This is a genomic window from Klebsiella grimontii (assembly GCF_900200035.1).
Classification (GTDB): domain Bacteria; phylum Pseudomonadota; class Gammaproteobacteria; order Enterobacterales; family Enterobacteriaceae; genus Klebsiella; species Klebsiella grimontii.
Map to the genome: position 1 here is coordinate 103,850 of NZ_FZTC01000012.1, position 25,021 is coordinate 128,870.

Consider the following 25,021-nt stretch of genomic DNA (forward strand, 5'->3'; position numbering starts at 1 on the left):
GTGTAACCGGGTAGTGAATTCTGTTCTGTTGAAGCAATTATACTGTATAGTCATACAGTATCAAGTATTTTGTAGAAATTGTTGCCAGAGGAGATTTAGCGCATAGGCCGTGGCCTGGCGGCGTACCGACTCGCGGTCTCCAGCGAAGCATTCGCGCCGGGTCACGCCCTGTCCGCTGGCGCTGGCGACGCCAAACCAGACGGTTCCCACCGGCTTTTCCGCGCTGCCGCCATCCGGTCCGGCAATGCCGCTGACCGAAATCGCATAGTCCGCGCGGGCCGCGCGCAGGGCGCCAACCGCCATCTCCACGACCACCGGTTCACTCACCGCGCCATGCTCAAGCAGCGTCGCTTCGCTGACGCCAATCATCTGCGATTTCGCTTCATTGCTGTAGGTCACAAAACCGCGCTCAAACCATGCCGAACTACCGGCGATATCGGTAAGGGTTTTGGCGACCCAGCCGCCGGTGCAGGACTCCACCGTGGTCACCGTCGCGCCGCGCGCTTTCAGCGCCTGCCCCACCTGCTCGCTCAGCTGCATTAATTCGGAATCTGTCATTCGTCGCCCCACGTAAGCTGTACAACCAGGCCATCAAAGATAGCACTTTCAGCAGAGATATGGGGATGAGGTAACGAATTTACGAGTCGGCTTCCGAAAAACATCGACCGCGCCCGACGGCGTATTTTCGGATAGCCGCCAGGGGGCGCCGGTATACAATTCATCGCACGTATAAGGAAGAGTGAAATACGAGGTTACCAGGAATGGCCAAAGCAGCGATGACCTCCGAGCAGAACGTGAATACGCCTGCGTCTGTTTATCTGCGGCGTCGTGTCACTGTTTACCGCGCTACTGCCTATGTTTACCCGCTCATTTAACTCGCTGTACCAAGGCGTACAGATCCTGCTGGGGGTGAGCAGTATTGTCTGTGGATTGACATTAATTAAAAAAATTCAAACAGATACTTGCAGAATAATAAGGTCAGTTAACCGGCCCGCGGCGGGCCGGCTTCATTTATTTCATACTCGCCGCAATCAGCTCCACGTTGTGGCGCAGCATTTTCACGTAGCTGTCCGCCACGCCGCCCGGTTTAGAGAGCGCTTCAGGGTAGAGCTCTCCTCCCGGCTGCGCGCCCGTTGCGCTGGCAATCTGTTTAACCAGTCTTGGATCAAGCTGATTTTCCATAAACCAGGTATGCACATCGTCGGCTTTAATTTGCTTGATTAAGGCCGCCACCTGCGCCGCGCTGGCTTCACTTTCCGAAGACAATCCCTGCGGCGCGAGGAAGGTCACGCCATAAGCGCGGCCAAAATAGCCGAACGCGTCATGGCTGGTCAGCACCTTACGCTTTGCCTGCGGAATGGCGCTGAACCGATCTTTTGCCCAGCGATCGATCTCATTGAGCTGGCTGATATAGCGCTGACCGGAGGCCTCCAGCGCCGACTTATCCTCCGGGTCGGCTTTCACCAGGCCGTTGAGGATATTCTGCGCATACAGCGCACCGTTCGCGGCGCTGTTCCACGCGTGCGGATCGGTTACCGTTGCGCCATCTTCTTCCAGCGTATGGGTTTTTACGCCGCCGGAAGCCACCACCAGCTCGCCTTTAAACCCCGATGCCTTAATCAGCCTGTCCAGCCAGCCTTCCAGTCCCAGGCCGTTCACCACCACCACATCGGCTTTGCTCAGCAGCGCGCTGTCTTTCGGCGAGGGTTCAAAGGTGTGCGGGTCGCCGTCCGGCCCCACCAGCGTATCTACATGCACATGTTCGCCGCCAATCTGCTGCGCCATATCGCCTAATACGGAAAAACTACTCACCACGTTTAGCGTTTTCGCCATCACCCCGTGCGATGCCAGACCCAACGCCAGCGCCAGCCATATCCCGGTACGTTTCATCATGTTCCTTACCCCATTAATTTACGCCAGCCGACAACCAGCCGGCTGCGCGTGCCAAAAAACACCGATATAAAAAAGATACCGCTGGCGGTCAGCACAATAGCGGGCCCGGCTGGCAGGTTTGCCGCCCACGACAGGCTCAGCCCCATCCATGCGCAAAAGCCGCCGATGAGCGCCGCCAGCAGCAGAATGCCCGGCAGCGTCCGCGCCCAGCAGCGAGCCGCGATCGCGGGCAGCATCATGACTCCCACCGCCATCAGTGTGCCGAGCACCTGAAACCCGGCCACCAGATTGAGCACCAGCAGGGCGAGAAACAGGCCGTGCAGCAGCGCAGGCAATCTTCGCGCGTTTACCTGAAGCCAGACGCTGTCGAAGGCTTCGCTGACCAGGCCGCGATAAAACAGGGCGATGCCGATCAGCGTCAGGCTGGCGACGCCGCTCACAAACACCGCCGAATCGCTGTCCACCGCCAGAATCGAGCCGAACAGCAGATGCAGCAGGTCGACGTTAGAGCCGCGCAGCGAGACCAGCGTGACGCCCAGCGCCAGGGAGCCGAGATAAAATCCGGCAAAGCTGGCATCCTCTTTTAAAGGCGTGCGTCGGCTGACCCACCCCGCCACCAGCGCGACCGCGATGCCGGCGATAAAACCGCCGACGGTCATCGCCAGCAGCGACATCCCGTTGAGCAGATAGCCCGCGGCCACGCCGGGCAAAATTGCATGCGAGAGCGCATCGCCCATCAGGCTCATGCGGCGTAAAAGTAAGAAGACGCCGAGCATGGTGGTGCTCAGGGACAACGCCAGGCACACCAGCAGCGCGCGGCGCATAAAGCCAAATTCGATAAAGGGCTGAATGAACGTATGCCAGATCATGCCAGCCTCGCGCCGTGAAAGGCGGGAAGCACATCAGGCGTACTGCCCCAGCGGGCGCGCTGCGGCGTCAGCAGCATCGTTTCCGGGAAATAGTCGGCGACCCGCTGGTTATCGTGCAGCACCGCCAGAATCGTCTGCCCCTGCTGATACATTTCCAGGATCAGCGCCATCAACTCGCGGCAGGTGGCTTCATCGATGCCGGTAAACGGTTCGTCGAGCATCACCAGCGGCGCGCGCTGCACCATCACCCGCGCGAAGAGCATGCGCTGAAACTGGCCGCCGGAGAGCTCCTCAATCGGCGTTTTCGCCAGCGTTAACAGCCCCACCCGCTCTATGGCTGCGACGATGCGCTGACGCACCTCTCCGCCGAGCCCACGCAGCAGCGATACGCGCGGCCAGGCGCCCTGGCTGACGACATCCCGCACCGTGAGCGGAAACTGCGACTCCAGCGCGTGCCGCTGCGCCAGCCAGCCGATAACCGGCCGTCCCTCGCGCCAGTTCAGGCGGCCGCTGACCGGCGGAATAAACCCGGCCAGCGTCTTTAACAGCGTCGATTTCCCACAACCGTTCAGGCCGACGATCGCGGTCATACTCCCCGTTGCAAGCGTGCCGCTAAGCGACGGCGTAATCGCCAGGCCCTCATAGCCCGCCACCAGGTGATCGAGCTCAATCATGGCAGCGATACCGCCCACCAGGTTGCCAGCCACAGAGCGGCCAGCAGCACGCAGGCCATCCCCAGCCGGGCGATGCCTGAAGTCATCAATAAGGAAGTCAATGTTTACGCCTCAATAAAACGTTATAACATAACAATATTAAAGGAGGCGCGAAATGTAAATTGGCGTCAACAAAAGGAAATGCTGCAAAATGTTACAGACTTCTCTCCGGACGGAGAGGAGCGCAGAAGGCGGGATTACTGCATGCGGGCCTGAGAAACCGCCAGACCCAGCTGCCAGACGGCCATCGCGTAATGGGTGCTGTGGTTATAGCGGGTAATGGTGTAGAAGTTCGGCAGGCCGTACCAGTACTGGTAGCCAGTGCCGACGTCCAGACGCAGCAGGCTCGCCTGCTGATGGTTACCCAGCGGCTGAGTCGGGGTAAGTCCTGCCGCCGCCAGCTGCGAGACGCTGTATTTGGTTTTGAACCCATTGTTCAGCCCAGGCGCCTGGCCTAGCGCCTGTACCGCCACGAGATCGCCGCTCACCCAGCCGTGCTGCTTGAAGTAGTTCGCCACGCTGCCGATCGCATCGACCGGATCCCACAGGTTGATATGCCCGTCGCCGTTAAAGTCCACGGCGTACTGCTTATAAGAAGAGGGCATAAACTGACCGTAGCCCATCGCGCCGGCGAAGGAGCCTTTCAGATCGAGCGGGTCGTCCTGTTCGCTGCGGGCCATCAGCAGGAACGTTTCCAGCTCGCTGGAGAAGTACTCGGCGCGGCGCGGATAGTTAAACGACAGCGTCGCCAGCGCATCAAGGATGCGGGTTTTCCCCATCACCCGGCCCCAGCGGGTCTCGACGCCAATAATCCCGACGATAATCTCCGGCGGCACGCCGTATACCTGGTACGCGCGGTTGAGCGCATCCTGATACTGGTTCCAGAACGCCACGCCGTTCTGCACGTTATCCGGGGTAATAAACTGCTTTTTGTAGCGCAGCCAGGCGCCGTTTGGCCCTGACGGCGGCAGCCCGGTGGGCGCCTGACGGTCCATCAGACGCAGCACGTAATCCAGGCGTTTGGCCTGGGAGAGGATTTGATGCAACTGCTGTCGGTCGAAGCCGTGCTTGCTCACCATTTTATCAATGAACTGTTCCGCCGCCGGGTTATTGGCGAAATCGCCGCTCATCTCCATCACATTATGCTGCGGCTCGAGTAAAAAACCGCCCGTACCGCCCGCCATTTCCTTTTCCGCAGGAGTTTGAGGTTTGCTGCTGCAGGCAGCGAGGAGAACGCACAGGGGGAGTAAAGCCAGGGAACGACGCTTCAACATGGGACATCCATTTAACAAATCGGCAAGGGGTAATTATGGTAAAGCATGCGCCCGCTCACAAGGAAGCGGCGGCAATGTAAATTCTTTTTTATCGCTCTTTTTCCTCCCACCCCGCCGGATCCTTCGCTCATTTCAGCCACAATCTTTCAAAATAAAATATTTATCTTTCATTTTGCGATCAATATAACAATTTCAAACCTTTTAAAATGATTAAAATCAGCTGCCAGTTAGCAAGAAAAATAACACGCTGAAGGAGAGAACAATGATTGAAGTCGTTACCCACGGCGCCGAATGGTTTATCGGCCTGTTTCAGAAGGGAGGCGAGGTGTTCACCGGTATGGTCACCGGGATCCTGCCTTTGCTGATCAGTCTGCTGGTGATCATGAACGCGCTGATCAACTTTATTGGTCAGCAGCGGATCGAAAAGCTGGCGCAACGCTGCGCCGGTAATCCGATCTCCCGCTACCTGCTGCTGCCCTGCATCGGCACCTTCGTTTTCTGTAACCCGATGACCCTGAGCCTTGGGCGCTTTATGCCCGAGAAATACAAACCGAGCTACTACGCGGCGGCCTCCTACAGCTGCCACTCAATGAACGGCCTGTTTCCGCACATCAACCCCGGCGAACTGTTCGTCTATCTGGGGATCGCCAATGGACTCACCACCCTCGGTCTGCCGTTAGGGCCGCTGGCGGTGAGCTATCTGCTGGTGGGCCTGGTGACGAACTTCTTCCGCGGCTGGGTGACCGACCTGACCACGTCGATTTTTGAGAAAAAAATGGCCATCCAGCTTGAGCAGAAAGTGCATCTGTCAGGAGCGACATCATGACCCGTATTCGCATTGAAAAAGGCGCTGGCGGCTGGGGCGGCCCGCTCGAACTCGACGCCGTTGCCGATAAAAAGATTGTCTATATCACCGCGGGCACCCGCCCGGCGATCGTCGATAAAATTGCCCGCCTCACCGGCTGGCAGGCGGTCGATGGCTTCAAAGAGGGCGAGCCGCCGGAAGCGGAAATTGGCGTGGCGATTATCGACTGCGGCGGTACCCTGCGCTGCGGTATCTACCCGAAGCGCCGCATCCCGACCATTAATATCCACGCGACCGGCAAATCGGGTCCGCTGGCGCAGTATATCGTCGAAGACATTTACGTTTCCGGCGTCAAAGAGGAGAACATTTTCGCCCTGGAAGAGGGGCACTCCCCGGCCCCGCAGGCCGCGCCTGCCCAGCCGGCGGCCCGCGACTATGACACCAGCAAAAAGATCACCGAGCAGAGCGACGGCCTGCTGGCCAAAGTTGGTATGGGAATGGGCTCCGTCGTGGCGGTGCTGTTCCAGGCCGGGCGCGACACCATCGATACGGTGCTAAAAACCATTCTGCCGTTTATGGCCTTCGTCTCGGCGCTGATTGGCATCATCATGGCCTCCGGCATCGGCGACTGGATTGCCCACGGTCTGGCGCCGCTCGCCAGCCATCCGCTGGGCCTCGTCACCCTGGCGCTGATCTGCTCCTTCCCGCTGCTGTCGCCGTTTCTCGGCCCCGGCGCGGTCATCGCCCAGGTTATCGGCGTGCTGATTGGCGTGCAGATTGGCCTTGGCAATATTCCGCCGCATCTCGCCCTGCCCGCGCTGTTCGCCATCAACGCCCAGGCCGCCTGCGATTTTATCCCGGTTGGCCTGTCGCTGGCGGAAGCGCGCCAGGACACCGTGCGCGTCGGCGTACCGTCGGTTCTGGTGAGCCGCTTCCTGACCGGCGCGCCAACGGTGCTGATCGCCTGGTTCGTTTCCGGATTTATTTACCAATAAGAGGTGCCTGAAGATGACCGTGATTTACCAGACCACCATTACCCATATCGGCGCCAGCGCGGCGATGGCGCTGGACGAGCAGATGCTGATCACCTTCCGCGAAGGCGCCCCGGCCGATATCGAAGAGTACTGCTTTATTCACAACCACGGCGAGCTCTCCGGCGCGCTGGTGCCGGGCGCTGAGCTCCAGCTTGGCGAGCTGCGCTACCCGGTCACCGCCGTCGGCGACGTCGCCGAGCAGAACCTGCGCGAGCTGGGCCATATCACGCTGCGCTTTGACGGTCACCGCGAAGCGGAATTCCCCGGAACCGTACACGTGGCGGGCCCGGTGCCGGAAGGCATCGCCGCCGGCTGCGTACTGAAATTTGTTGCTTAAGCTGTAAGGAGAAAAGTATGAATCAGGTTGCTGTTGTCATTGGTGGGGGACAAACCTTAGGGGAGTTTCTGTGTCGCGGGCTTGCTGCAGAAGGCTATCGCGTGGCGGTGGTCGATATTCAGAGCGATAAAGCGACCCGCGTCGCACAGTCGATTAACGCGGAATATGGCGAAGGAACGGCGTGGGGCTTCGGCGCGGACGCCACCAGCGAAGCCAGCGTCGTCGCCCTCGCCCGCGGGGTGGACGACATTTTTTCCCGCGTCGACCTGCTGGTCTATAGCGCCGGGATCGCTAAAGCGGCGTTTATCAGCGATTTCGCGCTGGGGGATTTCGACCGCTCGCTGCAGGTGAATCTGGTGGGCTACTTCCTTTGCGCCCGCGAGTTTTCCCGCCTGATGATCCGCGACGGCATTAAAGGTCGCATCATTCAGATCAACTCTAAATCCGGCAAAGTGGGCAGCAAGCATAACTCCGGCTATAGCGCGGCGAAGTTCGGCGGCGTGGGGCTGACGCAGTCGCTGGCGCTGGACCTCGCGGAGTACGGGATTACCGTGCACTCCCTGATGCTCGGCAACCTGCTGAAGTCGCCGATGTTCCAGTCTCTGCTGCCGCAGTACGCCACCAAGCTGGGGATCCCGGAGGAGCAGGTCGAGCAGTATTACATCGACAAAGTCCCGCTGAAGCGCGGCTGCGATTACCAGGACGTACTTAACGTGTTGATGTTTTACGCCAGCCCGCAGGCTTCCTACTGCACCGGCCAGTCCATTAACGTCACCGGCGGACAGGTGATGTTTTAAAACGTTGCGCACTGTTTTCCCGGAGGCGATGCTGCGCATCTGTCCGGGCTACCGATTATGCGGCTTTCTGGTAGCCCGGACAGGCGCAACGCGCCGCCTCCGGGGGAATTTTCCCACACTTTAAGGAGATTTTATGGTTACCGCGCTCATCACCGTCGCCGCCATCGCCTGGATAACCCAGCTTGCCTTTGGCGGCTGGCAAATCCGCCAGTTCAATCGCGCGTTCGATCGGCTGTGCCAGCAGGGCCGCGTCGGCGTGGGCCGCTCCTCGGGGCGGTTCAAGCCGCGGGCCGTCGTCGCCATCGCCGTCGACGAAGACGACCGCATCCGCGATACGCTGTTAATGAAAGGCCTCACCGTCTTCGCCAGGCCGCGAAAAATCCCCGCTCTCCACGGCAAACATCTTAAGGAATTGCAGCCTGATGTGATCTTTCCCAATGATCCGCTCTGTCAGAATGCACTATCATTAGCGCTTAATCCGAAACATGGATAATTTCGTTGTGAACGTTAATATCTTGCGAAATTATCATTTCGAAACTTTAAACGCAGGATACAACGCCTATGAAACCACGTCAGCGCCAGGCAGCCATTCTCGAGCACCTGCAATCGCAGGGCAAATGCTCGGTCGAAGAGCTGGCGCAACACTTCGACACCACCGGCACGACCATCCGTAAGGATCTGGTGATCCTTGAGAATGCCGGTACCGTTATCCGCACCTACGGCGGCGTGGTGTTAAATAAAGACGAGGCCGACCCGCCCATCGACCACAAAACGCTGATCAACACCCATAAAAAAGAGCGGATTGCCGAAGCCGCGGTCAGCTTTATTCACGATGGCGACTCGATCATTCTTGATGCCGGCAGCACCGTACTGCAAATGGTGCCGATGCTCAGCCGCTTCAACAACATCACCGTGATGACCAACAGCCTGCATATCGTCAACGCCCTCTCCGAACTGGATAATGAGCAAACCATCCTGATGCCGGGCGGCACATTCCGCAAGAAATCGGCCTCTTTTCACGGCCAGCTGGCGGAAAACGCCTTCGAACAATTCAGCTTCGACCGCCTGTTTATGGGCACCGACGGGATTGATTTAATCGCCGGCGTCACCACCTTTAATGAGGTTTATACGGTCAGCAAAGCGATGTGCAATGCCGCCCGCGAAGTTATCCTGATGGCCGACTCGTCAAAGTTTGGCCGTAAAAGTCCCAATATCGTCTGCGGCCTCGAGAGCGTGGACAAACTGATTACCGATGCCGATATCAGCCCGGAATTTAAGCAGGCGCTGGAAGACAAAGGCATCGAAGTCATTATTACTGGAGAACATCATGAGTAACTTTCTGTTAGAAGCCGGACGCCAGACCCTAATGCTGGAGCTTCAGGAGGCGAGCCGCCTGCCTGAACGCCTGGGCGACGACTTCATCCGCGCGGCGGAAACCATCATCCACTGCGAGGGCAAACTGGTGGTCTCCGGTATCGGCAAATCGGGCCATATTGGTAAAAAGCTGGCCGCCACCTTCGCCAGTACCGGCACCCCGGCATTTTTCGTCCACCCGGCGGAAGCGCTGCACGGCGATCTCGGGATGCTCGACAGCCGCGACGTGATGCTGTTTATCTCCTACTCCGGCAGCGCCAAAGAGCTGGATCTTATCGTCCCGCGCCTGGAGGAAAAGTCGATTCCGCTGCTGGCGATGACCGGTAAATCCACGTCGCCGCTGGCGCTGGCGGCGAAAGCGGTGCTCGATATCGCGGTGGAACGCGAAGCCTGCCCGATGCACCTCGCCCCAACCTCCAGCACCGTCAATACCCTGATGCTCGGCGACGCGCTGGCGATGGCGGTGATGCAGGCCCGCGGCTTTAACGAAGAAGATTTTGCCCGTTCGCACCCGGCTGGGGCGCTGGGCGCGCGGCTGCTGAACAAGGTTCACCATCTGATGCGCCGTGACGGCGACGTGCCGCGCGTAGACGTCGACACCAGCGTGATGGACGCGATGCTCGAACTCAGCCGCACCGGCCTGGGGCTGGTGGCGGTCTGCGATGAGCGCAATCACGTGCAGGGCGTGTTTACCGACGGCGACCTGCGCCGCTGGCTGGTGGGCGGCGGCAGCCTGCAGGATATCGTCAGCCAGGCGATGACCCGCAACGGCGTCACCCTGCAGGCGGAAAGCCGCGCGATAGAAGCCAAAGAGCGCCTGATGAAGCACAAAATCAGCGCCGCTCCGGTGGTGGATGAAAACGGCCAGCTGGTCGGCGCGATTAACCTGCAGAACTTTTATCAGGCCGGGATCCTTTAAGGCCCAGACGCTTCGCCAGCCGGTGCAGGTTGGCGACGTCGAGCCCCAGCGCGCGGGCGGCGGCGGCCCAGCTGCGGCCATTAGCCGCCAGCGCGCTGGCTATCGCTTCGCGCTGGAACGCCTCCGTCGCCTCGCGCAGGCTCACCGCTTCCGCCGCCGGCTGCGGGCTGACGCCCGGCAAGGCAGGCGCTTCCCCGGCCAGCTGAAAATGCTGCGGCTCCAGCACGATGTCATTACCCGCCTGCGTCGCCCGCGCCAGCACCACCGCCCGATGAATCGCGTGCTCCAGCTCGCGCACGTTGCCCGGCCACGGCCAGGCCAGCAGTCTGGCCCGCGTCGCCTCGCTTAAAATCACCTGCGCCAGCCCCATGCGCAAACGGCACTGTTCGCAGAAATAGCCGGCCAGCAGCACCACGTCATTTTCCCGCTCGCGCAGCGCCGGAACCGATAGCGGAAACACGCTCAGACGATGATACAGATCGGCGCGAAAACGCCCCTCCACCACCTCCTGACGCAGGTCGCGGTTGGTGGCCGCCAGCACCCGCACATCAACCCGCAGACTGCGATCGTCGCCGACGCGCTGAATATCGCCATACTGCAGCACCCGCAGCAGCTTGGCCTGCAGCGCCAGCGACAGCTCGCCGATTTCATCGAGGAACAGCGTCCCGTTGTCCGCCATTTCAAATTTACCGCTGCGGTTGCTGATCGCCCCGGTAAACGCCCCTTTAACGTGACCAAACAGCTCGCTCTCCGCCACGCTCTCCGGCAGGGCCGCGCAGTTAAGGTACACCAGCGGATTGGCCGCCCGCGGCGATCCCTGATGGACCGCTTTCGCCACCAGCTCTTTGCCGGTCCCGGTCTCGCCGCTAATCAGCACGTTTAAGTCGGAAGCCGCGACGATGTCGATCTCCTTCTTCAGCTGCAGCATCGGCGCCGACAGGCCAATGATCTCCTGACGTTCGGCTGGCGGATATACGATAGCCTGCTCCGGCAGCACGTTTTGGCTCTCCAGCCGGGCGATCAGCAGCGCGTTATTCAGCGCCCCGGCCACCAGCGCGGCAATCAAGCGCAGCTCCTCGTCGCTGAAGCTGTCAAAACGGTCCGCATCCATGCCGTCGAGGGTCAGCGCGCCGATCAGGGTTTGCCCGGCAAACAGCGGCAGGCCGACGCAGGCGTGCACCTTCAGGCTCTCCTGACCGGGGATCAGCCCATCATAGGGGTCCGGCAGGCTGCTATCCGCCGGGAAACGCACCACGTCCCCCGCGCGGGCAATCGCCTCCAGCCGCGGGTGGCCTTCAAGGGCAAAGCGCCGGCCAAGCACGTCCTGGGCCAGGCCATCAATCGCCAGCGGCACAAACTGGTGCGCTTCGTAACGCAGCAGCGCCGAAGCATCGCAGCCAAGTATCTGCCGCAGGGTGGTAATCAGCCGGGAAAAACGGTCGGCGTGGCCGAGATCGCTTTGTAAATCAATGGCGATTTTCGCCAGGGCCTCGACGGAGAAACTCATTGTCGCCTCATAGTCATTCTGACAATCCACATAGTCATATCGACTATTTTAACCATTGTCATTTTGACATCAACAGATTTATCGAAAAATAAAAAACACATTAAATTCAATAAATTAAAAACATGGCACGCATCTTGATATAAGCAAAATATCTTTTTTGAACAACGCTGAATTAATTGAGGTTGCTATGTCTATTCTGGTTAAAAATAACATTCATTGGGTTGGCCAACGCGACTGGGAAGTGCGTGATTTCCACGGGACTGAATACAAAACGCTGCGCGGCAGCAGCTACAACAGCTATCTCATCCGGGAAGAAAAAAATGTGCTGATCGATACCGTCGATCATAAATTCAGTCGCGAATTCGTGCAGAACCTGCGCGGTGAAATTGACCTCGCCGATATCGATTACATCATTATCAACCATGCGGAAGAGGATCATGCCGGCGCGCTGACCGAACTGATGACGCAAATCCCGGATACCCCGATCTACTGCACCGCCAACGCTATCGACTCCATTACCGGCCACCACCATCACCCGGAGTGGAACTTTAAGGTGGTGAAAACCGGCGACAGCCTGGATATCGGCAACGGCAAACAGCTGATTTTCGTCGAAACCCCGATGCTGCACTGGCCGGATAGCATGATGACCTATATGACCGGCGACGCGGTGCTGTTCAGCAACGACGCCTTCGGCCAGCACTACTGCGATGAGCATCTGTTTAATGATGAAGTTGACCAGGTTGAGCTTTATGAACAGTGCCAGCGCTACTACGCCAACATTCTGACCCCGTTCAGCCGCCTGGTGACGCCGAAAATTAGTGAAATCCTCGGCTTCAACCTGCCGGTAGATATGATTGCCACCTCCCACGGCGTGGTCTGGCGCGATAACCCGACGCAGATCGTCGAAAAATATCTCGAGTGGGCGGCGGATTATCAGGAAGACCGCATCACCATTTTCTACGACACCATGTCCAACAACACCCGCATGATGGCCGACGCGATCGCCCAGGGCATTACCGACGTGGACCCCCGCGTAGCGGTGAAAATTTTCAACGTCGCCCGCAGCGATAAAAACGACATTCTGACCAACGTGTTCCGCTCGAAGGGCGTGCTGGTCGGCACCTCCACCATGAACAACGTGATGATGCCGAAAATAGCAGGGCTGGTGGAAGAGATGACCGGCCTGCGTTTTCGTAACAAGCGCGCCAGCGCTTTTGGCTCCCACGGTTGGAGCGGCGGCGCGGTTGATCGCCTGTCCACGCGTTTACAGGATGCAGGCTTTGAAATGTCCCTGAGCCTGAAGGCCAAATGGCGCCCGGACCTTGACGCGCTGGAATTGTGCCGCGAACACGGTCGTCAGATCGCCCGCCAGTGGGCCCTCTCCCCGCTGCCGGCGAGCGAGGCGCAACCAGCCGCGCCTGAGGCAACGCCCTGCGCCGCGCCCGCGGTAGCCGATCTCGGCCCGAAAATGCAGTGCAGCGTTTGCCAGTGGATTTACGACCCCGAACAGGGCGAACCGAACCAGGACGTTCAGCCGGGTACACCCTGGAGCGAAGTCCCGGATAACTTCCTCTGCCCTGAATGTTCGCTGGGTAAAGATGTGTTTGATGTGCTGGCGTCGGAGGCAAAATGAGTGATGGCATCGTCATCATCGGCTCGGGCTTCGCGGCCCGTCAGTTGGTGAAAAATATTCGCAAGCAGGACCCGAACATCCCGCTGACCCTGATCGCCGCCGACAGCATGGATGAGTACAACAAGCCGGATCTCAGCCATGTGGTCAGCCGCGGGCAGAACGCCGACGATCTGACCCTGCAAACGGCGGGCGAGTTTGCCGAGCAGTACAATCTGCGCCTGTTTCCGCATACCTGGGTCAGCGATATCGACGCCGATAATCAGGTTGTGAAGAGCCAGGACCGCGAGTGGCGCTATGACAAACTGGTGCTGGCCACCGGCGCGACGCCGTTTATCCCGCCGGTGCCGGGCCGCGAGCTGATGCTGACCCTCAACAGCCAGCGGGAATACGGCGCGGCGCAAAGCCAGCTGCGCGATGCAAAAAGGGTGCTGATCGTCGGCGGCGGGCTGATTGGCTGCGAGCTGGCGATGGATTTCTGCCGCGCCGGCAAAGCGGTGACGGTGGTGGATAACTCCGCCAGCGTGCTGTCGGCGCTGATGCCGCCGGAAGCCAGCAGCCGACTGCAGCATCGTCTGACCGACATGGGCGTGGATCTGATGCTGAAGTCGCAGCTGCAAAGCCTGGCGCAGAACGCCGACGGAATTCGCGTCACTCTTGACCGCCAGCGTACGCTGACGGTGGATGCGGTGGTCGCCGCCGCCGGTTTGCGCCCGGAAACGGCGCTGGCGCGGCATGCGGGTCTGCAGACGCACCGCGGCGTGGTGGTGAACAGCCAGCTACAAACCAGCCATCCGGCAATTTACGCCCTCGGCGATTGCGCGGAAATCAACGGCATGGTCCTGCCGTTCCTGCAGCCGATTCTGCTGAGCGCCATGTGCCTGGGGAAAAATCTGCTGACTCAGCAGGGAGAACTGAAGCTGCCGCCGATGCTGGTGAAGGTTAAAACGCCGGATTTACCGCTGCACCTGGCGGGCGATACCCGGCGCGAGGATCTGACGTGGCATATCGTTGCCGCCAAAGACGGCCTGGTCGCGAAAGGCGTTGACGCCGAAAACCAGCTGCGCGCTTTTGTGGTCAGCGAGGATCGTATGAAAGACGCCTTTGCGCTGCTCAAGCAGTTGGTGAGTTAGCCTGTATGAACTGACGTTATTCCCGGGTCGCGGCGTAAACGCCTTACCCGGGCTACCCAGATTCACAGCAGCCTGCGGTCCTGTAGCCCGGGCAGGCGCTTTGCGCCGCCCCCGGGAGCAGCGCGCAGAGTGGCATAATTTCCCGGAGGCGATGCTTGCGCATCTGTCCGGGCTACCGGCCAGCAGATGGCCATTAACCTGTAGCCCGGCTAAGCGCAGCGCGAGCCGGGGAAATGCCCAACCTACCGCGCCAGGTTATCGTATCCGCGCCAGCGGTAGTTGAGTACCGACAGCACCCAGCAGGCCACAAACAGCCCGACCACCACAAAACCGGCGTCGCCGAGATGGTCATTCAATGCGCCGATCCAGCGCCAGACGCCGCCGCTGAGGGAAAACTTATTCATCACCAGTCCCAGCGCTTCCAGGCCGCCGATAAACAGCGCCACCACCACCGAGGTGCCGGTAATGGTCATATTGTAATAGAGCTTACGCTGCGGCTTACTGAACGCCCAGCCGTAGGCGCCGACCATCAGCACGTTATCAAGCGTATCCACCAGCGCCATCCCGCTGGCGAACAGCGCCGGAAAAACCATAATCGACCAAATCGACATCCCGCTCGACGCGCTGGCGGCTGAGATCCCCAGCACGCCGATTTCCGTCGCCGTATCAAAACCGAGGCCAAACAGAAAGCCCACCAGATACATCTGCCAGCTGCGGTTAATCAGGCGGAAGGTTTTCCCGAACACCCAGCTCATCATGCCGCCGCCGGTCATGACCTCATCGCTCACCTTTTCGCCCTGCTTCCACGCCCGAAAGCTGCGCCAGACGCTGCGCAAAATGACCAGATTGATAAACGCCATAGCCAGCAGGAACAGCGCCGACACGGCAGTGCCGATAACGCTGCCGGTCTCGTGAAACCAGCTCATCTGCTGGCCAAACGCGGTGGCGGTCGCGGCAATCGCCGCCGACGCCAGCACCACAATCGACGAATGTCCCAGCGAGAACCACGCGCCAACGGCAAAAGGCCGCTTCCCCTGCTGCATCATTTTGCGGGTCACGTTGTCGATCGCCGCGATATGGTCGGCGTCCACCGCGTGGCGCAGACCGTAACCCCAGGCCAGCAGGCTGGCGGCCATCAGCGCGCCGCTGCCGCCGAACGCCGCAAACGCCCAGCCCCAGGCCAGCAAATTGGCGGCAATCAATGCCAGCACCAGCGCCGCTGCGCGCGGCTGCTGACGCAAAATCGTCACTATCATGTCGGTGTCCTTTAAGCCTGCAGGCGGGCCGCAGCGATAACCGCCTGGCCGAGGGCAATCGCGCCATCGCCTGCGGGCAGCTGCTGCGGAAGGAGCAGAGTAAAATCGGCCAGATAAAAGGTCAATCGCGCCGTCAGCAGGCGGTTGTGCAGTACCCCACCGCCGAAGGCGAGCGTGTGAATATTGCGCGCGTTCGCGTAATCGCGCATCATCGCCGCCAGCCCGCGGGCCAGCGCATCATGAAAGGCCCAGGCTTTTTGCGCCGGACTCGCCTGCCAGCTCAGCCACCGCTGCCAGAACGTCGCCAGATCCAGTTTTCCATCGCGCCACGGCAGCGTCGCCGGATGATCAACCCCTTCGCAGGTCGCCGCCAGCGTTTCCAGACGGCACGCCGCTTCCCCCTCATAGCTCAGGGTGAGCGGGGCGCAGCCCAGCGCGCAGGCGACGGCATCAAACAACCGTCCGCACGACGACGCTTTGGGCGCATTTATGCCGCGCTCAATCGCTCGCGCCAGCAGCGGCCAGTTTTGCTGACGCAGTGCGGCGGTTGCAGGATAATCTTGCCAGTCAGGGACAAATGCCAGGCAGTGGGCGAGCAGATTGCGCCACGGCTGACGCGCCGCGAGGTCGCCGCCGGGCAGCGCCACCGCCGGCAGCCCGCCAAGACGCTCGCACTCGCGATAGTTGACCCGCAGGCATTCGCCGCCCCACAGCTCGCCGTTCTCCCCCATCCCGATGCCGTCGAGGGTCAGGGCAATCACGTCGCCGCCGTCCAGCGGCCAGCGATGCTCGGCCAGGCAGGCGGCAGCGTGGGCATGATGATGCAGCACGCGCTCCACCGGTAGCGCCAGCGACGCCGCCCACCGCGAAGCGCGGTAGCCGGGATGGGCGTCAGCCACCACCCGCTGCGGGGTAAAAGCGTAAATCTCCTGCATCAGACGCAGCGCCTGTCGCCACTGTTCTTCGACGCCCTCGTCGTCGAGATCGCCAAAATGCTGGCTGAGCACCGCTTCATCGCCGCGCAGCAGGCAGAAGGTATTTTTCATCTCCGCGCCGAGGGCCAGCAGCGGCGGCGCGTCGCAAAAGCCCGGCGGCAGCGCCAGCGCGTCCGGCACGTAGCCGCGGGCGCGGCGCAGCATCTCGCCGCTTTGCCGCACCACCGAATCATCCATCCGCTGCACAATCTCGCGGTTATGCAGCAGAAAACCGTCGGCAATCGCGGCTAAATCCGCCAGCGCGTCTTCATTAGTCAGCGCTGGCGGGCGGCCGCTAAGATTGCCGGAGGTCATCACTAATGGGCGCGCCAGCGCCTGCGAAAGTAAATGCTGCAGTGGATTAGACGGCAGCATCCCCCCTACTTCCGCAAGCCCTGGCGCAATCAGGTCGCACAGGCCAGCCACCTGCGCTTTGTCCAGCAGCACGATCGGCGCGGCGGGAGAGGTCAGCAGCGTCACCGCTGGTCCGCTGAGCCCTGCCGTCGTCGCCAGCATCACCGCCAGCGGTTTCGCCGGGCGATGCTTGCGCGCCCGCAGCGTCGCCACGGCAGCGCGATTTCCGGCATCGCACACTAGATGAAAACCGCCCAGCCCCTTCACCGCCACGATATCGCCCGCCCGCAGGCGAGCAATCGCCGCGTCTAAAGCGGCCTCACCAAATAAATGCCCCTTCGGGCCGCGCCACTCCAGCCGCGGGCCGCACTCGGCGCAGGCCACCGGCTGCGCGTGAAAGCGGCGATCGGCGGGATGGCGATACTCCGCCGCGCAGGCGGGGCAAAGAGGAAACGGCGACATAGCGGTCAGCGGGCGGTCGTAGGGCATGGCGCGAATAATGGTAAAGCGCGGCCCGCAGTGGGTGCAGTTGATAAACGGATAGCGGTAGCGGCGATCCTGCGGGTTGTTCATCTCCGCCAGGCATGCCGGGCAGGTGGCGGCATCGGGCACGATCTGCGTGCGCATGCTCCCGGCCCCGCTCTGGCGGATGGTGAAATCCAGCGGCGCGACGGCCCAGACAAACGGCTGAGTTTCGGTGCTATCGATACGCGCCAGCGGCGGGCAGCGGCGGGTTAACGCGCTGAGAAAGGCCGCATCATCGCCGACAAGGCGCACCAGCACGCCGTCGCCGTCGTTGCACACGTCGCCGCGCACTCCCAGCTGCTGCGCCAACTGCCAGACGAAGGGGCGGAATCCCACCCCCTGCACTTTACCGCGAATGCGGATCTGCACCCCGTTCATTGCGCGGCCGGATTACCAGGCCAGCGCGGTGCGGCGGCGTTTTTCGATATTCATCTGTTCGAGCCTGTTGCGGTCGACGCAAATCAGCGCGTGGGTCGGACAGGCGTCCATACATGCTGGGCCTTCCTCACGGTGATAGCACAGGTCGCATTTGTTGGCTTCGGCTTTTTCCGCTATCACGTTCAGCCCCGCGCCGCTGTGGCGAATAACCGGGCGCACCACCACTTCCATGGCGCCGTACGGGCAGGCCACCACGCAGGTTTTGCAGCCGATGCAGCGCTCCTGCATCACGTGGACGAAGCCCTGGTCGCGGCTGATGGCGCCGTTCGGGCAGACGTTGGCGCACGGGGCGTCCTCGCACTGACGACAGGCGGTGGCCGTCGACACGTTGACGCCTTTGATCACGTGAATACGCGGTAAAAAGGTTTTTGGCGTCAGCGCGGCGCAGTCCTGATTTTCCTGATGAGAGACCACGCAGGCCACTTCACAGGTGCGGCAGCCGATGCATTTGCTCGCGTCGGCGATAATGAAACGGTTCATCCATTTCTCCAGCTGTAAGAAGGTTACGCGCCGGAGTATGCATAATGCGTTCCAACTTTTATCATACTGATATTAAAGGGGGTAATTACGGGAGAGACTGTCATCGTCAGTTGTGACGATGACAGCTGACGACGTCAGGCGTGCGGGCCGGGCACCATTGAGTCGCGTTCGATCAGCTCGCCGGGGAAGGTTTGCTGAAATTTTAAATCGCCGCCGTCGAGCATAAAGATCAGCCGGTTGATGCTCTCTTTGATCATCTCCGTCACCGGCACTTTGACGCTGGAGAGCGCCGGCACCATATACGGCGCCAGCACGATATCGTCAAAACCCACCACCGAGACCTGCTCCGGAACCTTAACGCCGAGCTGATGCAGCTGTTTCATCGCGCCAACCGCCATATCGTCGTTGCTCGCCACCAGCGCGCTGTAGCCGACGCGGCGCTGGCGCAGCGTTTCGACCCCCGCCGCGCCGGTTTCCGGCGTCCAGCGCCCTTCGACGATCAGATCGTTATTCACCGCAATGCTGTGGCGGGCCAGCGCGTCTTTATAGCCCGAGAGCCGCTCAACGCCGGTTGGCGAATCCAGCGAACCGGTAATAAACGCGATATCGCGATGGCCGAGCGCGATAAGCTTTTCCACCGCCATCGTCGCCGAGGCCTTTTGATCGGACCAGACGCAGTGGCTGGCGTTGCGGCGCAGGCGGCGGTTGAGCACCATGATCGGCCGCTCATGATTTTCGATAATCTCGTCCATCTCATCAACGCTGAGAAAGCGCGGATAGATAATAATCGCATCGCAGCGCAGATCGAGCAGATACTGAATCGCCTCGCGCTCCTCCTCCGCGCTGTGCTTGCCGTCGGCGAGGATCAGCTGCCGCCCTTTGTCTTCTGTCATCCGCGCCACGTGGTAAAGCAGTTCGCTGAAATAGACGCCGTGATAAAGGGTGTTGGTCACCACCAGCCCGAGGGTCTGCGTCTTTTTCGTCGCCAGGTTGCGCGCCAGCAGATTCGGCCGGTAGCCGCTTTCGGCCACCGCCTGGAAGACGCGATCTTTGGTCTCCTGACTGACATAGCCGTTACCCGACAGCACCCGCGAAACGGTGGCCTTCGACACCCCCGCGCGCTTCGCTACCTCCAGCATCGTTGCCATGTGGTTATTCCTGTTGCCAATGTTGCCCGCAGTGTACTGCACGCGCGGCGCTTTTTCAGCATTTGCGCGTATCCCGCGCTGACGCACACTCCGCGATCAAAATCACAAAATCGAGATCTTATTTTTTTATTTCTTGTATACACTCATGAAACTAATCATGATTTTGTGGAACCGGTTTCCTATATATGCATCATGCCGCTCCGCTTTCCGGCGCGGTGACAAGCCAGTACCCCATTGATAAACAGGATAAAATCCGATGTCTAAAAATTATGCAGCTCTGGCGCAGCAGGTTGTGGCGGCAATTGGCGGCGCAGATAACGTGGCCGCCGTCACCCACTGCATGACCCGCCTGCGTTTTGTGGTCAAAGACAACGAGCGGGTCGACAGCGCCACCCTCAAAGGGCTGAAAGGCGTACTCGGCGTCGTGCGTAGCGATAACCAGTGTCAGGTCATCATCGGCAATACCGTCTCCCAGGCCTACCGCGAGGTGGTCGCCCTGCTGCCGGGGGATCTGCGCCCTGTCGAACCGCAGGGGAAACCGCCGATCACCCTGAAGCGCATCGGCGCCGGGATCCTCGACGCGCTGATCGGCACCATGTCGCCGCTGATCCCGGCGATTATCGGCGGATCGATGGTCAAGCTGCTGGCGATGATCTTAGAGATGACCGGCGCGCTGCCGAAAGGCGCGCCAACGCTGACCATCCTGACGGTTATCGGCGACGGCGCGTTCTTCTTCCTGCCGCTGATGGTCGCGGCCTCCGCGGCGGTGAAATTTAAAACCAATATGTCGCTGGCGATTGCGATTGCCGGGGTGCTGGTGCACCCGAGCTTTATCGAGCTGATGGCCAAAGCCGCCCAGGGCGAGCACGTGGAGTTCGCCTTTATTCCGGTGACGGCGGTGAAATATACCTATACCGTGATCCCGGCGCTGGTGATGACCTGGTGCCTCTCTTATATCGAACGCTGGGTCGACCGTATCACCCCGGCGGTGACGAAAAACTTCCTTAAACCGATGCTGATCGTGCTGATTGCCGCCCCGCTGTCGATTCTGCTGATTGGCCCGCTCGGTATCTGGATCGGTAGCGCCATTTCCGCGCTGGTCTATACGATCCACAGCTACCTCGGCTGGCTGTCGGTGGCGATTATGGGCGCCCTGTGGCCGCTGCTGGTGATGACCGGGATGCACCGCGTCTTCACGCCGACTATCATTCAGACCATCGCCGAAACCGGCAAAGAGGGCATGGTGATGCCGTCGGAAATCGGCGCCAACCTGTCGCTGGGCGGCTCATCGCTGGCGGTGGCATGGAAAACCAAAAACCCTGAGCTGCGCCAGACGGCGCTGGCGGCCGCGGCTTCCGCGATTCTGGCGGGGATTTCCGAACCGGCGCTGTACGGCGTGGCGGTGCGGCTGAAGCGACCGCTTATCGCCAGCCTGATCAGCGGCTTTATCTGCGGCGCGGTGGCCGGGATTGCCGGGCTCGCCAGCCACTCGATGGCGGCGCCGGGCCTGTTTACCAGCGTCCAGTTTTTCGACCCGGCCAATCCGATGACCATCGTCTGGGTCTTTGGCGTCATGGCGCTGGCGGTCGTGCTGTCGTTTGTTCTGACGCTGATGCTCGGCTTTGAAGATATACCGGTTGAAGAAGCCGCCGCCGACGCCAGACAGCGTCAGGCCGGCGCCCAGGCTTCTCACGCCTGAACACCATTTTATTAACGAGGTAACGCATGGCGACTTTTCCACAGGGATTTTTATGGGGCGGCGCACTGGCCGCCAACCAGTCCGAAGGGGCCTGGCTGGAGGGCGGCAAAGGGCCGACCACCGTCGATATGATTCCCCACGGCGCGCACCGCCTGGCGGTCAAGCTGGGGCAAGAGAAACGCTTCGCGCCGCGCGACGATGAGTTCTACCCGAGCCACGAGGCGATCGATTTTTATCATCGTTATAAAGAAGATATCGCCCTGATGGCCGAGATGGGCTTTAGCGTTTTCCGCACCTCTATCGCCTGGAGCCGCCTGTTTCCAAAAGGTGATGAACAAGAGCCGAACCCGGAAGGGATCGCCTTCTACCGCTCGCTGTTCGAGGAGTGTAAAAAGCATAATATCGAGCCGCTGGTGACGCTGTGCCATTTCGACGTGCCGATGCACCTGGTCACCGAGTACGGCTCCTGGCGCAATCGTAAAATGGTGGAATTTTTCACCCGCTACGCCCGTACCTGTTTTGAAGCCTTTGATGGGTTAGTGAAATACTGGCTTACCTTCAATGAAATCAACATCATGCTGCATAGTCCATTCTCCGGCGCCGGTCTGGTGTTTGAAGAGGGGGAAAATCAGGAGCAGGTGAAATACCAGGCCGCCCATCATGAACTGGTCGCCAGCGCCTTAGCGACCAAAATCGCCCACGAGGTGAATCCGCAAAATCAGGTCGGCTGTATGCTGGCGGGCGGCAATTTCTACCCTTACTCCTGTAAGCCGGAAGACGTGTGGATGGCGCTGGAGAAAGATCGCGAGAACCTGTTCTTTATCGATGTCCAGGCGCGCGGCGCGTATCCGGTGTGGGCGGCGCGGGTATTCCGCGAGAAAGGCGTGACCATCGCCAAAGAAGCGGGCGATGATGAAATCCTGCGCCATACCGTCGATTTCGTCTCCTTCAGCTACTACGCTTCGCGCTGCGCGTCGGCGGAGATGAACGCCGGCAACACCAGCGCCGCCAATATCGTTAAGTCGCTGAAAAACCCGTACATCAAAGCCAGCGAATGGGGCTGGGGCATCGACCCGCTCGGCCTGCGTATCACCATGAATATGATGTATGACCGCTACCAGAAACCGCTGTTCCTCGTGGAGAACGGTCTCGGCGCGCGCGATGAGATTGACGCTAACGGCGAGATCAACGACGACTACCGTATCAGCTATCTGCGCGAGCATATTCAGGCGATGGGCGACGCCATCGAAGATGGCATCCCGGTGATGGGCTATACCAGTTGGGGCTGTATCGATCTGGTGTCCGCCTCCACCGGCGAGATGAGCAAGCGCTACGGCTTTGTCTACGTTGACCGCGACGATGCCGGTCACGGCACGCTGGCGCGCAGGCGCAAGAAGTCGTTCTGGTGGTATAAGAAGGTGATTGCCAGCAACGGGGAAGATTTGGCGTAGAAATTTTCCCGGCTCGCGCTGCGCTTAGCCGGGCTACAGGTTCATCAACGCCCGCGGACCGGTAGCCCGGACAGATGCGCAGCATCGCCTCCGGGAATGATAAACGCTACGGGTGACAAAAGTAGCCGTAGCCCGGGTAAGGCGTTTACGCCGCGACCCGGGAAAAAAGTACACTTGCTCCCTCCTGGCCGAACTCCCGGCTCGCGCTGCGCTTAGCCGGGGAACGCCGGCTCCTCTGCCGCTTCCAGCGCCGCGAAACCGCCCTGCCCCTGCCAGCCATCAAGCCGCGCGTACACCGTCGCGACCGCGTCCTTGATCGGCTGGGTCATCGGGTAATAAAAGCCGACGATATCCGGCTGAATGCCTAAGAAAATCACCTCGCCGACATCCTCTTTTAGCTGATCGATCAGATAGTTGAGCGGCATATTGTGGGTGGTCATCATAAACATCTCGGCGATATCGTCCGGGTCGACGATACGGATCTCGCCGGGGTTCAGGCCCATATCGGTAGCATCGACGATCAGCAGGCGCTCGGGGCGCAGCTCGCGAATGGCGACGATGTCGTTTTCCGGCGCGCTGCCGCCGTCAATCACCACCCACTCGCCGACGGGATTAGCCGCGCACATCTCCGCCAGCAGCGGGCCGGCGCCGTCGTCGCCCATCATACTGTTGCCGACACAGAGTAAAACGTCAGTCACGGAGTCTCCTCACCATCAGATAGATGGCGCTTTCCTGGTGAATATCATGCAGCATGCTGAGCAGGGTTTTGCTCCATGCCTGCTGCTCGGGGGTCTGCCGGGCCTGCGCTTTATCAAACGCGTTGGCCAGCATCGCCACATGATTGCTATCGATGACGATCTCGCCGTACTTCGGCACGCCTTCCATTTTGCGCCGCGCGGTGCTGCCCTCTTCGAGGGTCGCAATCCACGCCAGATACGCCTGCCACGGGCAGCTCAGCGCCGCCTCAAGGCAGTCGATCACGCCGAGGTGGTGGCCAATCGCCAGGCTGTAATAGACCACCTGCTGCGCCTGGTCGGGCGTGGCGTCGTTCTCATCAATAAATTTACGGCTCAGCTGACTGAACACCACCGTCTCGCTCATCGGATACGCGCTCCCTCGACCACCTGGTTCAGATGGGTGACGATCTCGGTCAGACGCGGATCTTTTTCCGCCTCCAGCCAGCGCACCACCTGGCTATCGCCCTGCGCCAGCAGGCGCATATAGTCGTCGGCAATCTGGCGACCATAGCGATAGCCCGCCAGGCGACGCGCTTCGCGGTCAATGCGCACCCGCAGCGGCTGTACCATATCCGGGTGCAGAAGCTCGGTCGGCCGTGCATCCTGTTCCCCCGGCAGACGGGCGTGGATTTTCTGCTCCAGCAGGCCCAGCGCCATCGCGAAGCCATACAGCGTCGCGGCAGGCGTCGGCGGGCAGCCGGGAATATAGACGTCTACCGGCACGATTTTATCGGTCCCGCCCCACACGCAGTAGAGGTCGTGGAAGATGCCGCCGCTGTTGCCGCAGGCGCCGTAGGAGATACAGATTTTCGGGTCCGGCGCGGACTGCCACGCGCGTAGCGCGGGAGAACGCATCGCCCGGGTCACCGCCCCGGTAAACAGCAGAATATCGGCGTGACGCGGCGACGGCACCACTTTGATACCAAAACGCTCGGCGTCGAACAGCGGCGACAGGGTAGCGAAAATCTCGATTTCGCAGCCGTTGCAGCCGCCGCAGTCCACCCGATAGACGTAGGCGGAACGCTTAATTTTTTTCAGCAGCGAGGCCTTCATGCTGGCGATGGATTCATCCACCGTCATCGGCAGCGGAATGCCGTTTTCATCGCGCGGGCCTAATAAATTGCTCATCAGCTGGCCTCTCTCATATGGCGAGTCAGTTCAATACGGTCGGACGGCACCAGGCACTTCTGGCGTTTACACTCCGGGCAGGTCTCAAAGCTTTCGCGATGCAGCTCGGCGCGGCTGTCGCCGTTGTGTTTGAGCAGCGCGATGGCGTAGTCGATCTCTTTCTGTACGGCGAATGGCCGTTCGCATACCCGACAGTGGCAGATGGCAAAACGCGACTGCTGGAGGAAATCCTCTTTTTTCCACACCGCCAGCTCGTACTCCTGAGAGAGCCTAATCGCCGCCGTCGGGCAGACCTCTTCGCAGCGCCCGCAAAAGATGCAGCGCCCGAGGTTGAACTGCCACCCCAGCTGGTTGGCGGCCAGATCGGTCTCCACCGTCAGGGCGTTCGACGGGCAGGCGTTAACGCAGGCGGCGCAGCCGATGCACTGCTGCGGATTATGCTCCGGTTTGCCGCGGAAGTTTTTATCCACCGGCATCGGCTCCAGCGGGTATGAGTGCGTCGCGGTGCCGGTTTTGATGACTTTTTTAATAAAGGTAAACATGGCG

At 60.5% G+C, this 25,021-nt stretch carries 25 protein-coding genes; 11 read left to right on the forward strand and 14 right to left on the reverse strand.

From position 1 onward, the window contains the following. Positions 1-60: 60 nt before the first annotated feature. The 5 genes from pncC to mltB form a co-directional block, all read right to left on the reverse strand. Positions 61-558, reverse strand: coding sequence for a nicotinamide-nucleotide amidase (gene pncC / locus KOSB73_RS04815; RefSeq protein WP_098140284.1), 498 nt, complete (start codon positions 556-558; stop codon positions 61-63). A gap of 453 nt (positions 559-1,011) precedes the next feature. Next, complete coding sequence (locus KOSB73_RS04825) at positions 1,012-1,890, reverse strand: metal ABC transporter substrate-binding protein (protein ID WP_004132219.1); 879 nt, start codon at positions 1,888-1,890, stop codon at positions 1,012-1,014. 8 nt (positions 1,891-1,898) lie between these two features. Next, a complete protein-coding gene (locus KOSB73_RS04830) occupies positions 1,899-2,762 on the reverse strand; it encodes a metal ABC transporter permease (RefSeq protein WP_049087227.1) in 864 nt (287 codons plus the stop codon). Continuing rightward, on the reverse strand, positions 2,759-3,469 hold the full coding sequence (locus KOSB73_RS04835) for a metal ABC transporter ATP-binding protein (protein ID WP_165774983.1): 711 nt from the start codon (positions 3,467-3,469) through the stop codon (positions 2,759-2,761). Before KOSB73_RS04835 ends, KOSB73_RS04830 begins: the two co-directional genes overlap by 4 nt. 203 nt (positions 3,470-3,672) lie before the next feature. Beyond that, positions 3,673-4,749 carry a lytic murein transglycosylase B gene (gene mltB / locus KOSB73_RS04845; RefSeq protein WP_024358434.1) on the reverse strand — a complete coding sequence of 359 codons (1,077 nt, stop codon included), beginning with the start codon at positions 4,747-4,749 and terminating at the stop codon, positions 3,673-3,675. A gap of 262 nt (positions 4,750-5,011) precedes the next feature. Between mltB and srlA the strand changes: the two genes are divergently transcribed. From srlA to gutQ, 7 genes are all read left to right on the forward strand, one after another. Beyond that, positions 5,012-5,575 (forward strand): PTS glucitol/sorbitol transporter subunit IIC, encoded by a 564-nt coding sequence (gene srlA, locus KOSB73_RS04850; RefSeq protein WP_004104818.1) that lies wholly within the window; start codon positions 5,012-5,014, stop codon positions 5,573-5,575. Beyond that, complete coding sequence (gene srlE / locus KOSB73_RS04855) at positions 5,572-6,549, forward strand: PTS glucitol/sorbitol transporter subunit IIB (protein ID WP_004132226.1); 978 nt, start codon at positions 5,572-5,574, stop codon at positions 6,547-6,549. Before srlA ends, srlE begins: the two co-directional genes overlap by 4 nt. Before the next feature lie 13 nt (positions 6,550-6,562). After that, positions 6,563-6,925 (forward strand): PTS glucitol/sorbitol transporter subunit IIA, encoded by a 363-nt coding sequence (srlB, locus tag KOSB73_RS04860; protein ID WP_004132227.1) that lies wholly within the window; start codon positions 6,563-6,565, stop codon positions 6,923-6,925. Positions 6,926-6,942: 17 nt separating this feature from the next. Then, the gene (srlD, locus tag KOSB73_RS04865; protein ID WP_004132228.1) at positions 6,943-7,722 is read left to right on the forward strand and encodes a sorbitol-6-phosphate dehydrogenase; all 780 of its coding nucleotides are present in this window, start codon (positions 6,943-6,945) and stop codon (positions 7,720-7,722) included. Between the two features lie 133 nt (positions 7,723-7,855). Then, the gene (gene gutM, locus KOSB73_RS04870; protein WP_024358436.1) at positions 7,856-8,215 is read left to right on the forward strand and encodes a transcriptional regulator GutM; all 360 of its coding nucleotides are present in this window, start codon (positions 7,856-7,858) and stop codon (positions 8,213-8,215) included. A 68-nt stretch (positions 8,216-8,283) separates the two neighbouring features. Further along, entirely contained in the window at positions 8,284-9,057 is a 774-nt protein-coding gene (srlR, locus tag KOSB73_RS04875; protein ID WP_049088690.1) for a glucitol operon DNA-binding transcriptional repressor SrlR, read from the forward strand. Beyond that, positions 9,050-10,015, forward strand: coding sequence for an arabinose-5-phosphate isomerase GutQ (gene gutQ, locus KOSB73_RS04880; RefSeq protein WP_004132895.1), 966 nt, complete (start codon positions 9,050-9,052; stop codon positions 10,013-10,015). Before srlR ends, gutQ begins: the two co-directional genes overlap by 8 nt. Here gutQ and norR read toward each other — a convergent pair. Continuing rightward, a complete protein-coding gene (gene norR / locus KOSB73_RS04885; protein ID WP_024358438.1) occupies positions 9,978-11,522 on the reverse strand; it encodes a nitric oxide reductase transcriptional regulator NorR in 1,545 nt (514 codons plus the stop codon). The genes gutQ and norR overlap by 38 nt on opposite strands. Positions 11,523-11,709: 187 nt before the next feature. Between norR and norV the strand changes: the two genes are divergently transcribed. Together norV and norW are read left to right on the forward strand one after the other, a co-directional pair. Then, on the forward strand, positions 11,710-13,155 hold the full coding sequence (gene norV / locus KOSB73_RS04895) for an anaerobic nitric oxide reductase flavorubredoxin (protein ID WP_049087231.1): 1,446 nt from the start codon (positions 11,710-11,712) through the stop codon (positions 13,153-13,155). Further along, complete coding sequence (gene norW / locus KOSB73_RS04900) at positions 13,152-14,285, forward strand: NADH:flavorubredoxin reductase NorW (protein WP_064410898.1); 1,134 nt, start codon at positions 13,152-13,154, stop codon at positions 14,283-14,285. The genes norV and norW overlap by 4 nt, the downstream gene beginning before the upstream one ends. A 242-nt stretch (positions 14,286-14,527) precedes the next feature. Here the strand turns inward: norW and KOSB73_RS04905 are convergent, their stop codons facing one another. From KOSB73_RS04905 to KOSB73_RS04920, 4 genes are all read right to left on the reverse strand, one after another. Beyond that, positions 14,528-15,541 (reverse strand): HoxN/HupN/NixA family nickel/cobalt transporter, encoded by a 1,014-nt coding sequence (locus KOSB73_RS04905; protein ID WP_082237716.1) that lies wholly within the window; start codon positions 15,539-15,541, stop codon positions 14,528-14,530. An 11-nt stretch (positions 15,542-15,552) separates the two neighbouring features. Beyond that, positions 15,553-17,772 (reverse strand): carbamoyltransferase HypF, encoded by a 2,220-nt coding sequence (gene hypF, locus KOSB73_RS04910; protein ID WP_098140285.1) that lies wholly within the window; start codon positions 17,770-17,772, stop codon positions 15,553-15,555. A 12-nt stretch (positions 17,773-17,784) separates the two neighbouring features. Continuing rightward, entirely contained in the window at positions 17,785-18,312 is a 528-nt protein-coding gene (gene hydN / locus KOSB73_RS04915; protein WP_004124065.1) for an electron transport protein HydN, read from the reverse strand. 134 nt (positions 18,313-18,446) lie between these two features. Next, positions 18,447-19,460 carry a LacI family DNA-binding transcriptional regulator gene (locus KOSB73_RS04920; protein ID WP_024358443.1) on the reverse strand — a complete coding sequence of 338 codons (1,014 nt, stop codon included), beginning with the start codon at positions 19,458-19,460 and terminating at the stop codon, positions 18,447-18,449. 256 nt (positions 19,461-19,716) lie between these two features. Between KOSB73_RS04920 and ascF the strand changes: the two genes are divergently transcribed. After that, positions 19,717-21,159: a PTS cellobiose/arbutin/salicin transporter subunit IIBC gene (gene ascF / locus KOSB73_RS04925; protein ID WP_004134349.1), complete on the forward strand. Its 1,443-nt coding sequence runs from the start codon at positions 19,717-19,719 to the stop codon at positions 21,157-21,159. A 26-nt stretch (positions 21,160-21,185) separates the two neighbouring features. Beyond that, the gene (locus KOSB73_RS04930; RefSeq protein ID WP_024358445.1) at positions 21,186-22,610 is read left to right on the forward strand and encodes a 6-phospho-beta-glucosidase; all 1,425 of its coding nucleotides are present in this window, start codon (positions 21,186-21,188) and stop codon (positions 22,608-22,610) included. A 212-nt stretch (positions 22,611-22,822) separates the two neighbouring features. On the opposite strand, the gene hycI is transcribed toward KOSB73_RS04930, so the two are convergent. The 4 genes from hycI to KOSB73_RS04950 are packed head-to-tail and all read right to left on the reverse strand — an operon-like array spanning position 22,823 to position 25,017. Further along, positions 22,823-23,308 carry a hydrogenase maturation peptidase HycI gene (gene hycI / locus KOSB73_RS04935; protein ID WP_024358446.1) on the reverse strand — a complete coding sequence of 162 codons (486 nt, stop codon included), beginning with the start codon at positions 23,306-23,308 and terminating at the stop codon, positions 22,823-22,825. Then, positions 23,301-23,711: a formate hydrogenlyase maturation HycH family protein gene (locus tag KOSB73_RS04940; RefSeq protein WP_024358447.1), complete on the reverse strand. Its 411-nt coding sequence runs from the start codon at positions 23,709-23,711 to the stop codon at positions 23,301-23,303. The genes hycI and KOSB73_RS04940 overlap by 8 nt, the downstream gene beginning before the upstream one ends. Further along, positions 23,708-24,475 carry an NADH-quinone oxidoreductase subunit B family protein gene (locus KOSB73_RS04945; RefSeq protein ID WP_004134342.1) on the reverse strand — a complete coding sequence of 256 codons (768 nt, stop codon included), beginning with the start codon at positions 24,473-24,475 and terminating at the stop codon, positions 23,708-23,710. The genes KOSB73_RS04940 and KOSB73_RS04945 overlap by 4 nt, the downstream gene beginning before the upstream one ends. Beyond that, complete coding sequence (locus KOSB73_RS04950) at positions 24,475-25,017, reverse strand: formate hydrogenlyase complex iron-sulfur subunit (protein ID WP_004134341.1); 543 nt, start codon at positions 25,015-25,017, stop codon at positions 24,475-24,477. The genes KOSB73_RS04945 and KOSB73_RS04950 overlap by 1 nt, the downstream gene beginning before the upstream one ends. Positions 25,018-25,021: the final 4 nt, after the last annotated feature.